A 14,888-nucleotide genomic window follows, 5' to 3' on the forward strand; every position below is an offset into this window, starting at 1 on the left:
CCACCGCCCCCACGCCGACACCGCCACCGCCCTCACCCTCCTGAGCGACCGGGAGCTCGCGGAGCTGGTGTCGTCCGGGACCCCGGTGGGGGCCGGGATAGGCGGGCGCACGATGCTGATGGAGGTGGACGGTGTGCGGGTGTTCGTGAAACAAGTGCCCCTCACGGACGTCGAGTTGCGCCCGGACAACGTCCGCTCCACCGCGAACCTCTTCGACACGCCGGTCTGCTGCCACTACGGCATCGGCACGATCGGCAGCCCCGGCTTCGGGGCGTGGCGTGAGCTGGCCGTGCACGAGATGACGACCGACTGGGTGCGCTCCGGTCGGTTCCCGGGCTTCCCGCTGCTGCATCACTGGCGGGTGCTGCCCGACACCCCGCGACCGCTGCCCGAGGAACTGGCCGACGAGGAGCGGGCCGTGGCCTACTGGGGTGGGTCACCCGGGCTCAGGGCGCACCTCGCGGCCCTGCGCACGGCGTCCGCGAGCCTCACCCTGTTCCTGGAGTGGGTGCCCCGCACCCTCCATGACTGGTTCCACGAACAACTGCGCACGGATGACGCCGACTCGGCCTGCGCACTGGTCGAGCAGGGTCTCGATGCCGTCACCGCATTCCTCCGGGAGCAGCAACTCATCCACTTCGACGCCCACTTCGGCAACATCCTCACCGATGGGCACCGGCTCTACCTGACCGACTACGGCCTGTCCCTGTCCACCCGCTTCCGACTCGGCCCGGACGAACGGGCCTTCTTCGACCGTCACCGCCCCTACGACCGTGCCTACGCCCTCTCCTACCTGGTCCACTGGCTGGTCGTGGACCAGTACGGTCTCGCCCGGGACGAGCGCGAGGACTTCATCCGCGCCTGTGCCGACGGCAGACGCCCTGAGGGAATCCCCGGGGCCGCCGCCGCGCTCATCTCACGCCATGCGCGACTGGCGTCGGTCGTCGGGGACTTCAACAGGCGTCTTGCACAGGAGACCAGGCTCACCCCCTACCCTCACGACGAAGTAGCCTCGCTGCCCCCGGCCCCGTCAGTGCCGGGTCCAGCACGATGTCCTCGTCCCGGGCCTCGACCGTCGGTTCCTCCGGGAAGTGACAGGCGGTCAGGTGGCCGTCCGTGTTGCCCGCCAGGCGCACCAGCGGTGGTTCCTGCGTCGCGCACCGCTTCTGGGCCTTCCAGCAGCGGGTGCGGAAGCGGCAGCCGGAGGGCGGATCGACCGGTGAGGGCACGTCCCCGGCGAGCCGGATGCGTTCGCGTCGCCGGGTGCCGTCCGGATCGGCCTCGGGGACCGCGGAGAGCAGGGCGTGGGTGTAGGGGTGCCGGGGGCGGGTGTAGAGCGTCTGCCGGTCGGCCACCTCGACGATCTTGCCGAGGTACATCACCGCGACCCGCTCGCAGAAGTGCCGTACGACGGCGAGGTCGTGGGCGATGAAGACGAACGCGATGCCGAACTCCCGCTGGAGGTCCTGGAGCAGGTTGACGATCTGCGCCTGGATGGACACGTCCAGCGCCGAGACCGGTTCGTCGGCCACGATGAGCTTGGGGCGCAGGGCGAGCGCGCGGGCGATCCCGATGCGCTGGCGCTGACCGCCGGAGAACTCGTTCGGGTAGCGGTTGTAGTGCTCGGGGTTGAGCCCGACCGTCTCCAGGAGTTCCTGGGCGCGCTTCTTGTGCCCCTGCGGCGGGTTGATGCCGTTGAGCCGCATCGGCGTCTCCACGATCGTGCCGACCGTGTGCCGGGGGTTCAGCGAGGAGTACGGGTCCTGGAAGATCATCTGGAGGTTCCGGCGGGCCTCCTTCATCCGGTTCTCCGGCGTGTGGGTGATGTCCTCGCCGTCGAACACCACCTTCCCGGCCGTGGGTTCCAGCAGCCGGGTGATCAGTCGGCCGGTCGTCGACTTGCCGCAGCCGGACTCGCCGACCAGGCCGAGCGACTGCCCGGCACCGACCGTGAAGTCGATGCCGTCGACGGCGTGCACGGCCCCGATCTGCCGCTGGAAGACGATGCCGTGCCGGATCGGGAAGTGCTTGGTGAGACCGCTGACTTCGAGGAGGGGCTCCCCGGCGGCGGGCTGGGTGGTGCTCACGGCCTGCTCCTGTTCGTCCGCCGCCCTCACTGCGTCGCCCCGGAGGCCGTACGGTCGCGGATCTCTGTCCTGGTCTCCGGGGTGAGGTGGCAGGCGGAGAGATGCCGGCCGGTGCCCGGGACGGGCACCAGCTCGGGCCGCTCCACCGCGCAACGCCCGCCGGGCACCCAGCCCTTGTAGGTGCAGCGGGGGTGGAAGGCGCAGCCGCCGGGCGGGTTGATGAGGCTCGGCGGGGACCCGGCGATCGGGTTCAGCCGTCGCTCGACGTCCCCGGTGATCTGCGGCATCGACTCCAACAGGCCCCAGGTGTAGGGGTGCTGGGGCTCCTTGAGCACGTCGTGCACGGTCCCGTACTCGATGCGGCGGCCGCCGTACATCACCAGGATGTCGTCGGCGATGTCGGCGACCACCCCGAGATCGTGGGTGATGAGGATGACCGCCGAGCCGAACTCCTCCTGGAGATCACGGATCAGGTCGAGGATCTGCGCCTGGACGGTGACGTCCAGCGCGGTGGTCGGCTCGTCGGCGATGAGCAGTTCGGGGTCGCAGACCAGCGCCATGGCGATCATGGCGCGCTGGCGCATACCGCCGGAGAACTGGTGGGGGTAGTCCCGCACCCGGCGCTCGGGCTGCGGGATGCCGACCCGTTTCAGCATCTCCACGGCACGGTCCCGGGCCTCCTTCTTCGAGACCTTGTGGTGGACCCGGTAGGCCTCGGCGATCTGGGCGCCGACGGTGAAGTACGGGTGCAGTGCGGACAGCGGGTCCTGGAAGATCATGGAGACGGTACGGCCGCGCAGGGCGCGCATGTCGTGCTCGGGAAGGGAGACCAGCTCCCTGCCGTCCAGCCGGATCTCGCCCGAGACCTGGGCACGGGTGCCCTTGTGCAGCCCGAGCAGGGCCAGCGAGGTGACCGACTTCCCCGAGCCGGACTCGCCGACAATGCCGAGGGTGCTGCCCTTCTCCAGGGTGAAGGAGACGCCGTCGACGGACTTGACGATCCCGTCCTCGGTCGGGAAGTGCACGCGCAGGTCCCGTACGTCGAGGAAGGGGGCGGCCGCGGGATCGGCGGCCGCCGGTTGCGGTGAGGTCAGGAGGGACACGGGTTTTCCTTGCTGCGACGAGGGGCTCAGGCGAGGCGGACGCGGGGGTCGACGAGGCCGTAGACCACGTCGACGACCACGTTGGCGAGCACGACGAACGTGGCCGCGAAGAGCGTGGTGCCGAGGATGACCGGCAGGTCGGAGTTCTGCACCGAGTCGACCGCCAGCTTGCCGATGCCGTTGATGCCGAACACCGACTCGGTGATGACCGCGGAGCCGCCGATCAGCGAACCGACGTCCATGCCGAAGATGGTGAGGATCGGGGTGATCGCGGCCCGCAGGCCGTGCTTGAGGACGACTCTGTTGCCGGACAGGCCCTTGGCGCGGGCGGTGCGCATGTAGTCCTCGGCGAAGACCTCCAGCATGGAGGAGCGGGTGAGCCGGGTGTACAGGGCGAGGTAGACGATGACGAGGGTGGCCCACGGCAGGATCAGGCCCTGGAACCAGGCGCCCGGGTCCTGGGTGATCGGGGTGTAGCCGGAGGCGGGCAGGATCTGCCACTTGTCGACGAACAGGTAGAGCAGCAGCAGGCCGACGAAGTAGATCTGCACGGAGACACCGAGCAGGGCGAGTCCGACGGCCGCCTTGTCGGCCGCCCTGCCCCGGCGGACCGCGGCGAGCGTGCCGAGGCCGACGCCCAGGACCAGGAAGAACACCGCGGCGCCCAGACCCAGCGACAGGTCGGCCGGGAAGTCGTCCAGCAGGGTGCTCAGGACGGGGGTGTCGGTCTGGAAGGAGACGCCGAGGCAGGGCGCGCCGCAGTGCACGCGCACGCTCTGGTCTCCGAAGTCCCGCCCGGCGAAGAGTCCCTTGAAGAACTCCCAGAACTGCTTGAGGAAGGTCTGGTCGAGCCCGAGCGAATGCTTGATCTCGGCCAGCCGGGAGGGCGAGCAGGTCTTGCCGCAGGCCAGGAGCGCGGGGTCGGACGGCAGCGCGAAGAAGATCACGAAGGTGATCACGGTGATCACCAGCAGGATCGCCGCCGCTGCCAGCAGGCGCCGGATGAGGTAACGAAGCATGTCGTGCTGGACCCTGACGTGAGAGGGGGTGTGCCCGCCGGCCGGGGCCGCCGGCGGGCATGGGAGGGAAGCGTCAGCTCTTGACGGTCAGCTCTTGACGTACGCGTGGACCAGGCTGGGCTCGGCGAGGATGGGGTCCGAGATGACCCCGCCGACCTTGGAGCCCGCCAGTTCGCTGAAGTTCATGTACATCAGCGGGACCACGGCGGCGTCCTTCATGATCTGCTCGTCCAGGGCGCCGTAGGCGGTGTCGGCCTGCTTGATGTCGGTCATCTTGGCGATCTTGTCGATCTGCGCGTTGACCGCGGGGTCGTCGAGGTAGGACAGGTCCTGGTTGGACTGCGGCAGCTTCGCGATCTGCCGTCCGTCGAAGAGCACGGGCAGCACGGTGGAGGCGTTGGGCCAGTCCGCGATCCAGTCGCCCCAGGTGAGGTCGTACTGGTTCTTCACGTTGTCGATGGTGCTGAAGTAGTTCGCCGCGTCGATCGGCGTGATGTTCACGGTGATGCCGATCCTGCCGAGCGAGGTCTTCACCGCGTCGGCGAAGTGCTCCTCGGTCGTGGTGTTCTCCACCGCCAGCGACATGGTGAGCTTGGGGTTGCCGGCCTGCTTCATCAGCGCCTGCGCCTTGGGGAGGTCACCGGCGGGGTCGGTGCTGTAGAGGTTGAACTTCTTGTAGCCGCCGATGCCGGGGCTGAGCATGGTGCTCGCGTAGTCGCCGTAGGCCTTGCCGCCGAACGCGCCGCGGACGGTGGTCTTGTCGATCGCGTACTCGATGGCCTGGCGGACCTTCAGGTCCTTGACCCGGGTGGTGTTGATCGCGAGGTAGTTGATGCCCGGGGCCGGGATGTTGTAGAGGCGCGACTTCAGGGACGGGTCACTGGAGATGGTCGTCAGGTCGGAGCCCGCGATCGGCCACTGCATGATCGAGGTCTGGGCGCTGCCGGCGTCGGACTTGATCTGCTGGTCGATGGCCGACTGGTCCTGACCGAGCTTCACGTCGATCTCGTTGACGTTCTGCTGCCGGATCGGGTCGGTCGACTGCTTCCAGGCGGTGTTCCGGGCGAGGACGAGCTCCTTGTTCTTGGCGTACGACTTGATCATGTAGGGCCCGTCCGACCACACGTGCGTGTCGTACGTGGATCCCGTGTCGTGGGCCTTGGGCACCGCCGACCAGCCGGGCATGGCGGTCGCCTGGTTGAAGTCCGTGACGGGCTGGTCGAGGTGGAACACGATCGTGGACGCGTCCGGGGTCTGGACGGAGGCGAGTTCCTTGCCCGAGTAGGGCCCCTTGTAGGAGGAGCCGCCGACCAGCCACTGACTGGCGTACGGCGGGCCGCCGTTGATGTCGGGCGAGAAGAACCGCTCGACGCCGTACTTGACGTCCTGCGCGGTGACCGCCTTGCCGTCCTGCCAGGTGATGCCCTTGCGCAGGTGGAAGGTCCACACCGTGTCGCCCTTGCTGGGCGTGCCGGTGTCGGTGGCGAGGTCGCCGACGAGCTTGGGCCGGGAGCCGGTCTCGTCCCAGCCGGTCAGGGTGCGCACGAGCTCCTGGTCCATGCTCGAACCCTCGGTCGTGTAGACGCGCTGGGGGTCGAGGTGGTCGAAGTCGGCGTGGTCCAGGACGGTCAGCGTGCCGCCCCTGGTCGGGGAGCCGCTCCCGGTGGTGCCGGAGGAGCCCCCGCATGCGGTGGCCCCCAGGGCGATCGCCACGGCGGTGGCCGCGAGCGCGATCGAGCGCCTTCTGCGCGTCATGAGGTAACACTCCGTTCTTGTACGGCTCGGCGCAGGCCCGAGGGGGGCCGTTCGCGCCGGTGTTGAGGGGACCGCGTCAGCCGCGGGCCGCGCGGGGATCCAGGGCGTCCCGGACGCCGTCGCCGAGGAGGTTCAGCGCCAGGACGAGCATCAGCAGCAGGACGCCGGGCACGAACAGGTACGTCGGGTCCTGGAGGAAGAACTGCGAGGCGTCCGAAAGGAGCGCTCCCCAGTCCGGGTTGGGCGGGATGACGCCCACGCCGAGGTAGGACAGGGCGGCCTCGGTGGTGATGTTCTGCGGGACTGCCAGCGCGAAGGAGATCAGGACCGGCGCCCACAGGTTGGGCAGCAGTTGCCGGAAGAGGATGTGCCACTTCCCGGCGCTCATGATCCGCGCGGCGTCGACGAACTCCCGCTCGCGCAGCGACAGGACCTGTCCGCGCACCAGGCGGGCGGTGTAGGCCCAGGCGAACACCGCGATGTTCAGGACGAGGACCAGCAGCCGGAGGTTCTCGTCGGTGCCGCCGTGGCTGTTGGTCTGCATCGCGTTCTGGATGACCGGGGTCAGCGCGATGATGAACAGCAACTGCGGGAAGGCCAGCATCACGTCCATGATCCTCGACAGCACGGAGTCGACCCAGCCGCCGGAGTAGCCCGCGGCGAGACCGGCCACCACACCGACGACGGTGGACAGCACGGCCGAGGCGAAGCCGACGAACAGCGAGGTGCGCAGGCCGTAGACGATCCGCGCGAACAGGTCGTAGCCCGTGCCCGGTTCGACCCCGAGGAGGTGGGTGAGACTGAGGCCGCCCAGGGCCCCGCGCGGGAAGTTGCCGGTGTCCGGGTCGATCGCCCGGCCGTCGGGGGTGATGGGCCCCCAGCCGGTGACCGCCGTCAGGACCGGGGCCAGCAGTGCGATCAGGATGAAGAGCACGGTGATCACGAACGCGGCCAGGGTGACCTTGTCCCGTCTGATGCGCCGCCAGGCCATCCGGGCGGGCGAGCGCCCGGCGATGACCGTGCTGTCGCTCCGCGGTCGCGGAGTCGGTTCACCGGCTCGCGTGGTGCCGGTGTCGGCGGGCATCGGCTGCTGTTGCGTCGTCATGGTGCGGACGTCCCGGGTATGTGCTGGGGCCGGCGCGGGGTTGTGGCCGTCGCCGGCGGACAGGGTCTCGTCATGGGGCTGTTCCCTGGGGGAAAGGCGTCGGTCGCCGGCCGTTGTCGGCGCCGTGAGACTGAGCGGACTGTCGCAACCCGTCGAGAGGCCGGTCAAGGCGGAAAATGACCGGAAAGGGGATTGTTTGCGCTCCTTGCCAAGAGTTGACGAGGGCGGGACGTTTCGTTAGCTCTGACATGGAGGTGTCGCGACGATTCCCTTGGCGGGCTCTCGCACTCCGCTTGCCTGCCTCGCACGTGCCTCGCACAGGGCGAAGCCCCGCCGGCGGTGCGCGCCGACGGGGCCCATACGTGTGTCAGCCGATCGGGACCCCGGCTTCCAGGTACAGCGCCGCCCCGCGCTCCCGGGCCCGCAGCGCCCAGCGCAGCCGCTCGTAGCGCACCGGTGGCAGCAGCTCCGCGGCCTCCTCCTCGCTGGCGAAACACCAGCCGCGCAGTTCCGGGCCCGGGAGCAGCACCGCCCCCGCCCGGGTGGAGTCGAGCCGGCCGCCGTCGAAGAGGAGGCGCAGTCCGCCGTATCCGGGAGGCACGGGCGGTTCCCAGTCGACGACGAGAAGCCGCGGTACGTCGTCCAGCCGAATGCCGGTCTCCTCGGTGACCTCGCGCATCCCGGCCCGCGCGGGTGCTTCGCCGGGCTCGACGACACCGCCGGGGAACTCCCAGCCCGCCTTGTAGGTGGGGTCGACGAGCAGCACCCGGTCCTGCTCGTCGAAGAGGAGGACCCCGGCGGCCACGGTCTCGGCGGTGGGTTCCGGGGTCTGCACGATGTCGCACTCGGGCACGGTGCCGGCGGCGAGGTCCTGGGCGATCCGGGCGGCCGTCTCGTACGGGGTGAGCGCGCTGGTGTCGATCGGATGGGCGTCGGCGGTGAGCCAGGAGGCGAGGGCGGCCCGGTAGGGCTCGATGTGGTCGTACGCCCAGTGCCCCGGGCCCATCTGGCCGAGCGGCAGGGTCGGCGGGGCCTCCCGCCCGGCTATTCGTTCACGCAGGATCGTTTCCGCCGGTGCGAGGAGAACATGCCGGACCGTGATCCGGCGGGCGGCGAGCCCGCCGAAGATCTCGTCGCGGTACTCCTGGCGCAGCAGGGTCATGGGGACCACGAGGGTCCCGCCGAGCTCGGCGAGCATCGCCGCCGCCGTGTCGATCACCAGGCGCCGCCAGATCGGCAGGTCCTGGAAGTCGCCGACCTCGGCGAGGTGCTTGGGCGGCAGGAGACGCACGACCGCCGCGCCGATGTCCTCGGGGTCGAAGAGCGTGCTGTTCGGGATCAGTTCGATCAGTTCCCGTGCGGTGGTGGTCTTCCCCGCACCGAACGCGCCGTTGATCCAGACGATCACGGACTCCCCCTCTTCTGTTTGGCCCCCTGTGGCTTGCCCGTTCCACCCTGCCACGGAAACCAGCCGCAGATGAGGGCGCACGGACGCGGCACCGGGGCCCCTCGACGGAGGGACCCCGGTGCCACTCATGCTGTTCGGGTACCTGACGTCCGGAAACGGCCTGCCTTTGCGTCCCGGCTCCAGGCCACCCCCTTACGTGGTACCCCCGTCAGTCCCCCTGGCCGAGGGCGGTCCCGCCCACGCCGTCCAGGCTCTCGCCGGAGACGGTGTGGTCGAGGGTGCTGAGCGTCTTGTCGACGTCGAGGTGTTCGAGTTCCTCACCCAGGGCGTGCGAGGGAGTGACCGCCGCGACGACGAAACCGGTGGCGAGGGAGGCGATGGCGAGCATGCTGCGCTTCTTCATGGCCTGATCAACGGCACCGGACCGATTGGGTCACGCTGCCGTAGCCGGGACCGCTCCCTTCCACCACAGTCCAACACGTCCTAACGTAAACGCTCACAACATGACGCGTACATGGCGTCATCGCCTTCAGCTGGTTCGGAGGAACGTAACGATGCGTCACCTTCACACCCGCACCACCCGCCGAAGGACGGTCGCCGCCCTCACGGTGCTGCTGCTCGCGGTGCCCGGGGCGGCCCACGCCGTCGCCGACGAGCCGTCGGCCGACCCGCCCGGCCTGGCCGACGGACTCGCCCTCACCCCGCCCATGGGCTTCAACAACTGGAACTCCACCCACTGCCGGGCCGAGTTCGACGAGTCCATGGTCAAGGGGATCGCGGACATCTTCGTCGACAAGGGCCTCAAGGACGCCGGCTACCAGTACGTCAACCTCGACGACTGCTGGGCGCTCCCGGAGCGGGACGCCGACGGCAAGCTCGTCCCGGACCCGGCCCGCTTCCCGAACGGCATCAAGGCCGTCGCCGACTACGTGCACGCCAAGGGGCTCAAGCTCGGCATCTACACCAGCGCGGGCACCAAGACGTGCAACAGCGCCGGTTTCCCGGGCGCGCTGGGCCACGAGTACAGCGACGCACGGCAGTTCGCCGACTGGGGCGTCGACTACCTCAAGTACGACAACTGCAACAACCAGGGCGTGGACGCCAGGTTGCGCTACACGACCATGCGCGACGCGCTCAGGGCGACCGGCAGACCGATCGTCTACAGCATCTGCGAGTGGGGCGAGAACAAGCCCTGGGAGTGGGCCTCGGACGTCGGTCACCTGTGGCGCACCACCGGCGACATCAGCGACACCTGGGGCTCGATGCTCTCGATCCTCAAGCAGAACCTGCCGCTGGCGCCCCACGCGGGCCCCGGCCACTGGAACGACCCGGACATGCTGGAGGTCGGCAACGGTGGCATGACGGACACCGAGTACCGCTCGCACTTCTCGATGTGGTCGGTCATGGCCGCACCCCTGCTCATCGGCACCGACCTGCGCTCGGCCTCCGCGGAGACCTTCGAGATCCTCTCCAACAAGGAGGTCATCGCCGTCGACCAGGACCCGCTGGGCAAGCAGGGCGCCGTGGTCTCGTCCGGGGGCGGGCGCTGGGTCGTCGCCAAGGAGATGAAGGACGGCAGCCGTACCGTCGCCCTGTTCAACGAGTCGGGCAGTCCCCAGCGCATCGCCACCACCGCCGCGGCCGTCGGCCTGCCCGGCGCGGACGCGTACACCCTGCGCGACCTGTGGCGGCACCGGACCCACAACACCGCGGGCACCATCTCGGCGACCGTCCCCGCGCACGGAACGGTCCTCGTACGGGTCTCCGTCGACCGCAGGTGGCAGCAGTACCCGCCCGCCGTCGAACTCGGCCTGGACGGCGGCACCTTGGTGCAGGCCGGCCGGCCCGCCGCGCTGACGACGACGGTGACCGACCTGGGCCGCACCCCGGCCGGGCAGGTCTCCGTACGGCTGACGGGCCCCGCGGGCTGGACGGTGCGGGCGACGTCGCCGACCTCCGCCACGATCCTGCCCACCGGCCGTTCCCTGCGCACGAGTTGGTCGGTCACCGCTCCGCTGGGGACGCCGACGGGGTCGTACGACCTGACGCTCAGGGCGAGTTACCGCTCACCGACCGGTGCCCGGTCGGACAGCGTCCTGCCCTTCGGCGCGACCGTGGTGGTCGCGCCGCCCTCGGGCACCTCCGGCCTCGGGGACCTGCCGTGGCTGTCCGCCGCCAACGGCTACGGTCCCGCCGAACGCAACACCAGCAACGGGGAGAGCGCCGCGGGCGACGGTCACCCGATCACCATCGGCGGAGTGGTGTACGCCAAGGGGCTCGGGGTGCACGCGGAGAGCTCCGTCGAGTACTACACGGGCGCGGCCTGCGAGACGGTCACCGCTCAGGTCGGCGTGGACGACGAGAAGGGCGCGAACGGCACGGTCGCCTTCGAGGTGTGGGCGGACGGCACCAAGGTGGCGTCCACCGGCGTGCTGACCAACGCCATGCCGGCCCAGCCGCTCACCGCGGACGTGACCGGCGCCCAGGTGGTCCGGCTGGTCGTCACCGACGGCGGCGACGGCATCGACTCGGACCACGCCGACTGGGGCGACGCGCAGTTGAGCTGCTGAGAGCCCCGTAGGCACGCGGCGGCCGGGCCCGTCCTCGGACCCGGCCGCCGCGTGAACGTTTCTCTCGTCCCTGGTCGGCCCCGGGCCGTCAGACCACCGCGGCCGTGCCGGTCCGCTTCGCCAGCGCCGCCGCGGCCGCCCCGACCAGCCCGGCGTCCGTGCCCATCTGCGCGGGCACGACCGTCAGGCGCTGGACGAAGGACAGGGTCGCGTAGTCGGCCAGCGCCTTGCGCAGCGGTTCGAAGAGGACGTCACCCGCCTTGCCGACCCCGCCGCCGATGACCGCGATGTCGATCTCCACGAGGGTCGCGGTGGCCGCGATCCCGGCGGCCAGCGCCTGGGCCGCCCGGGCGAAGGAGGCCACGGCGACCGGGTCGCCGCCGCGGGCCGCGTCGGCCACCGCGGCGGCGGACGTGTCGCCGTCGGGACCGGGCCGCCAGCCGTTCTCCAGCGCGCGCCGGGCGATGTTCGGACCGCTGGCTATGCGCTCCACACAGCCGCGCGCGCCGCACGGGCACGGGTCGCCGTCGAGGTCCACGCTGATGTGACCGATGTGGCCGGCGTTGCCGGTGGGCCCGGCGTGCAGCTCGCCGTTCAGCACCAGGCCGCCGCCGACACCGGTGGACACGACCATGCAGAGCGCGTTGTCGTGTCCGCGCGCGGCACCCTGCCAGTGCTCGGCCGCCGTGATGGCCACACCGTCGCCGATCAGCTCCACGGGGAGCCCGCCGGCCGCCTCCCGGACCCTGCGGACCAGCGGGTAGTCGCGCCAGCCCGGTACGTTCACCGGGCTCACGGTGCCGGTGGAGGCGTCCACCGGGCCCGCGCTGCCGATCCCGAGGGCGCCCGCGCGTGCCCACAGCGGCGAGTCCGTGAGCTCGCCGAGGGTCTCCTCGACGGCGCGCATCACGCTCTCGCCGTCCTCCTGCGCCGGCGTGGCGCGCTGGGCGCGGAGCAGGATCCGGCCGTGGCCGTCCACCAGCGCTCCGGCGATCTTGGTGCCGCCGATGTCGAGCGCAGCCACGAGGTCGGTGTGCATCAGTGTCAGTTCTCCCCGTTCAACCTTGAGGAATGGACAGGCCGGTGTCGCGGTGGGGCGCTGGCCGACAGATTGCGGTGGACAGTGTCTCCCGCATCTGACAACGTTGTCCAGGCTCTATGCTCGACGCCACATCCTCATACAAAATCATGGACCGCCGCATCCCCGTCGACGACAGGACAGGACGCCGTATCGTGCCCGACACCCACAGCCGAGCAGACCGCCTCGCCACGACCCGGTACGGCAACCGCCCGACCATGAAGGACGTGGCGGCGCGCGCCGGCGTCGGACTCAAGACGGTCTCCCGTGTGGTCAACGGCGAACCGGGGGTCACCCCCGAGACCGAACACCGGGTCCGGGAGGCCATCGAGGCCCTCGGCTTCCGCCGCAACGACAGCGCGCGCGTGCTGCGCAAGGGCCGTACCGCCAGCATCGGCCTGGTCCTGGAGGACCTCGCCGACCCGTTCTACGGTCCGCTCAGCCGCGCGGTGGAGGAGGTGGCCCGGGCCAACGGCGCCCTGCTCATCAACGGCTCCAGCGCCGAGGACCCGGAGCGCGAGCAGGAACTGGTGCTGGCGCTGTGCGCCCGGCGGGTGGACGGCCTGGTGGTCATCCCGGCCGGTGACGACCACCGCTATCTGGAGCCGGAGCTGAAGGCGGGCGTCGCCACGGTGTTCGTGGACCGTCCGGCGGGCCGGATCGACGCCGACGTCGTCCTGTCCGACAACTTCGGCGGTGCCCGCGACGCCGTGGCCCACCTCATCGCCCACGGCCACCGGCGGATCGGCTTCATCGGCGACATGCCCCGCATCCACACGGCCGCCGAGCGGCTGCGCGGCTACCGGGCCGCCATGGAGGACGCCGGCATCGAGGTGGCGGACGCCTGGACCTCGCTGGGCGTCACCGACCCGCAGCGGGTGCGCCGGGCCGCCGAGGAGATGCTCTCCGGCCCCTCCCCCGTCACCGCGATCTTCACCGGCAACAACCGGGTGACGGTCACCGTGATCCGGGTCCTCGCCGAGCACACCCGCCGGGTCGCCCTCGTCGGCTTCGACGACATCGAACTCGCCGAACTGCTCCAGCCGGGTGTCACGGTCGTCGCCCAGGACGCGGCGGCCCTGGGACGTACGGCGGCGGAGCGGCTCTTCCGCCAGCTGGACGGGACGCTGCTGATGCCGGAGCGGATCGAACTGCCGACGCGGCTGATCACCCGGGGCTCGGGCGAGCTGCCGCCGGCGGACTGAGCGGCCGTGCGGGACCTCACCCTGGAGGCACTCGGCCTGGCCGAGGCTCCTCGCGACCATCCGCTGCTCTATCCCGGCGCCTGGCCGGCGGGCTCCGCACTGCTCGACGGTGACCGACTGGTGCCCCTCGACGGGCCGCTGCCCCTGGACCGGTGGCGGCACGAGGACCGCGTCCCCGTCCTCGCGGTCGGCTCCAACGCCAGTCCGGGCCAGCTGCGGCACAAGATGGCCGAGTCGGGGATCGCCGCGCCGGTCCCGATGCTGAAGGCCCGGGTGACCGGCGTCGACGTGGGCGTCTCGGCGCACGTGAGCCGCATGGGGTACGTGTCCGCGTCCCCCTTCGAAGCCCCGGACGCGGTACGGGAGTTGTTCGTCGTCCTGCTGGACCCCGAGCAGCTCGCGGTCATCGACGCGAGCGAGGGGGTGCCCCTGCCGCACGGCAACTACGGGCGGGCCTGGCTGCCGGCTCCCGAGGTGCGGGCCGAGCTGTCCGGCGGCGTCACGCTTCCCGGCGTCCACGCGTACGTCAACCGCCACGGCGTCTTGCACGACGGCACCGGCGCCCCGCGCACCCACCCCGGCCAGCGGGAGCTGCTGACCGAACTCCTCGTGGGATCGGCCCGGTTGCGGGAGCTGTTCGGCGTCACCCCGGAGGAGTTCGCGGCCCGGGCCCGCGCCGACCGCTTCCTGTGCGAGGCGGGCACCCGGCTGTTCGCCGACGAGAAGCGGGTCACGGAGTCGGGCCTGGAACGGTACGTGACGGCTCAGCAGACGGGGAGTCCCGGCACCGGCTCGTCGTTGTTCCCGCCCTTGATGTAGACGTCGCTGACGTAGACGCCGGTGTTGCCGCTGTCGTCGTCCGTCCTCGCCCACCAGACGTTGGTCCACGAACCGGAGGTCTCGCGGCGGCCCAGGTTCGACTGGCAGAAGAAATAGTTGGTGCCCGCGTAGAGGACGCCGGCCTCGGCGCCGGAGGCGGTGTAGGACTTGGCGGTCTTCCAGACGGTGCAGTTGTACTTGCCGCCGCCGATGGCGGTGCAGGCCGGGGTCGGTGCCGGGGTGCCGGCGTCGCCGTCCCCGGTCGTACCGCCGTTCCCGGAGCCGCCGCCCGTGTCGTCGCCGTCCGAGCTGCCCGAGCCGCCGCCGGAGGAGTGGGCCGTGGCGGACGCGGAGGGTCGGCTCGTGGGGCCGGCGCTGCCGTCCTTGCCCGGCGTCCTCTTCTCGCCGGGGGTCTTCCCTGCGTCCCCGTCGGTCAGCGCGGTGCTGCCGGAAGGGCCGCCGTCGGCGCGGGGGGAGGCGGAGGAGGAGGCCGGCCCGCTCGTGCCGGAGGCGATCGGCCGGGCGTCGGCCTCGGCCTTGCCCGAGTCGTCCATCAGCGCGAGGGCCGTGCCGGCCACCGCGAGTACGACCGTGACGGCCGCGGCGGCGAGCAGGACGCGCCGCCTGCGACGGGGCGAGCGGGAGGGGTCCATGGGGGCGGTGTCACGGGACATGGCGTAGCTCTGCTGCGGCAAAGGCGCCACGGGGGCCGGGGAGGTCCCCGGACCGGGTGCCGGAG

The 14,888-nt window shown here is 71.0% G+C and carries 11 protein-coding genes and 2 pseudogenes; 4 read left to right on the forward strand and 9 right to left on the reverse strand.

From position 1 onward, the window contains the following. Positions 1-1,009, forward strand: a pseudogene (locus tag AOJ26_RS44550) (protein kinase family protein); the annotation flags it as partial. On the opposite strand, the gene AOJ26_RS26965 reads toward AOJ26_RS44550, so the two are convergent. The 7 genes from AOJ26_RS26965 to AOJ26_RS26995 form a co-directional block, all read right to left on the reverse strand. Next, the gene (locus AOJ26_RS26965) at positions 984-2,117 is read right to left on the reverse strand and encodes an ABC transporter ATP-binding protein (protein ID WP_053850950.1); all 1,134 of its coding nucleotides are present in this window, start codon (positions 2,115-2,117) and stop codon (positions 984-986) included. The pseudogene AOJ26_RS44550 and the gene AOJ26_RS26965 sit on opposite strands and share 26 nt — an antisense overlap. Further along, positions 2,114-3,190 (reverse strand): ABC transporter ATP-binding protein, encoded by a 1,077-nt coding sequence (locus AOJ26_RS26970; protein ID WP_053850951.1) that lies wholly within the window; start codon positions 3,188-3,190, stop codon positions 2,114-2,116. Before AOJ26_RS26970 ends, AOJ26_RS26965 begins: the two co-directional genes overlap by 4 nt. Positions 3,191-3,216: 26 nt before the next feature. Then, positions 3,217-4,209 carry an ABC transporter permease gene (locus tag AOJ26_RS26975; RefSeq protein WP_053850952.1) on the reverse strand — a complete coding sequence of 331 codons (993 nt, stop codon included), beginning with the start codon at positions 4,207-4,209 and terminating at the stop codon, positions 3,217-3,219. An 87-nt stretch (positions 4,210-4,296) separates the two neighbouring features. Continuing rightward, positions 4,297-5,964, reverse strand: a complete 1,668-nt coding sequence (locus tag AOJ26_RS26980; RefSeq protein WP_053850953.1) for an ABC transporter substrate-binding protein — start codon at positions 5,962-5,964, stop codon at positions 4,297-4,299. A gap of 76 nt (positions 5,965-6,040) precedes the next feature. Further along, positions 6,041-7,069: an ABC transporter permease gene (locus tag AOJ26_RS26985; RefSeq protein ID WP_078960040.1), complete on the reverse strand. Its 1,029-nt coding sequence runs from the start codon at positions 7,067-7,069 to the stop codon at positions 6,041-6,043. A 367-nt stretch (positions 7,070-7,436) separates the two neighbouring features. Continuing rightward, on the reverse strand, positions 7,437-8,477 hold the full coding sequence (locus tag AOJ26_RS26990) for an NUDIX hydrolase (protein WP_053850954.1): 1,041 nt from the start codon (positions 8,475-8,477) through the stop codon (positions 7,437-7,439). Positions 8,478-8,685: 208 nt separating this feature from the next. Next, positions 8,686-8,880, reverse strand: coding sequence for a hypothetical protein (locus AOJ26_RS26995; protein ID WP_053850955.1), 195 nt, complete (start codon positions 8,878-8,880; stop codon positions 8,686-8,688). Between the two features lie 151 nt (positions 8,881-9,031). Between AOJ26_RS26995 and AOJ26_RS27000 the strand changes: the two genes are divergently transcribed. After that, complete coding sequence (locus AOJ26_RS27000) at positions 9,032-11,047, forward strand: NPCBM/NEW2 domain-containing protein (RefSeq protein WP_053850956.1); 2,016 nt, start codon at positions 9,032-9,034, stop codon at positions 11,045-11,047. A gap of 88 nt (positions 11,048-11,135) precedes the next feature. Here the strand turns inward: AOJ26_RS27000 and AOJ26_RS27005 are convergent, their stop codons facing one another. Next, positions 11,136-12,086 carry an ROK family protein gene (locus AOJ26_RS27005; RefSeq protein WP_053850957.1) on the reverse strand — a complete coding sequence of 317 codons (951 nt, stop codon included), beginning with the start codon at positions 12,084-12,086 and terminating at the stop codon, positions 11,136-11,138. 194 nt (positions 12,087-12,280) lie between these two features. On the opposite strand from AOJ26_RS27005, the gene AOJ26_RS27010 reads away from it, so the two are divergent. Both AOJ26_RS27010 and AOJ26_RS27015 read left to right on the forward strand, forming a co-directional pair. Further along, positions 12,281-13,330, forward strand: a complete 1,050-nt coding sequence (locus AOJ26_RS27010) for a LacI family DNA-binding transcriptional regulator (protein WP_053850958.1) — start codon at positions 12,281-12,283, stop codon at positions 13,328-13,330. A gap of 6 nt (positions 13,331-13,336) precedes the next feature. Beyond that, entirely contained in the window at positions 13,337-14,149 is an 813-nt protein-coding gene (locus tag AOJ26_RS27015) for a hypothetical protein (protein ID WP_053850959.1), read from the forward strand. On the opposite strand, the pseudogene AOJ26_RS27020 reads toward AOJ26_RS27015, so the two are convergent. Next, positions 14,095-14,888, reverse strand: a pseudogene (locus AOJ26_RS27020) (serine/threonine protein kinase); the annotation flags it as partial. The gene AOJ26_RS27015 and the pseudogene AOJ26_RS27020 sit on opposite strands and share 55 nt — an antisense overlap.

The sequence above is a fragment of the Streptomyces sp. NRRL B-24085 genome (genome assembly GCF_001282115.1).
Lineage (GTDB): Bacteria > Actinomycetota > Actinomycetes > Streptomycetales > Streptomycetaceae > Streptomyces.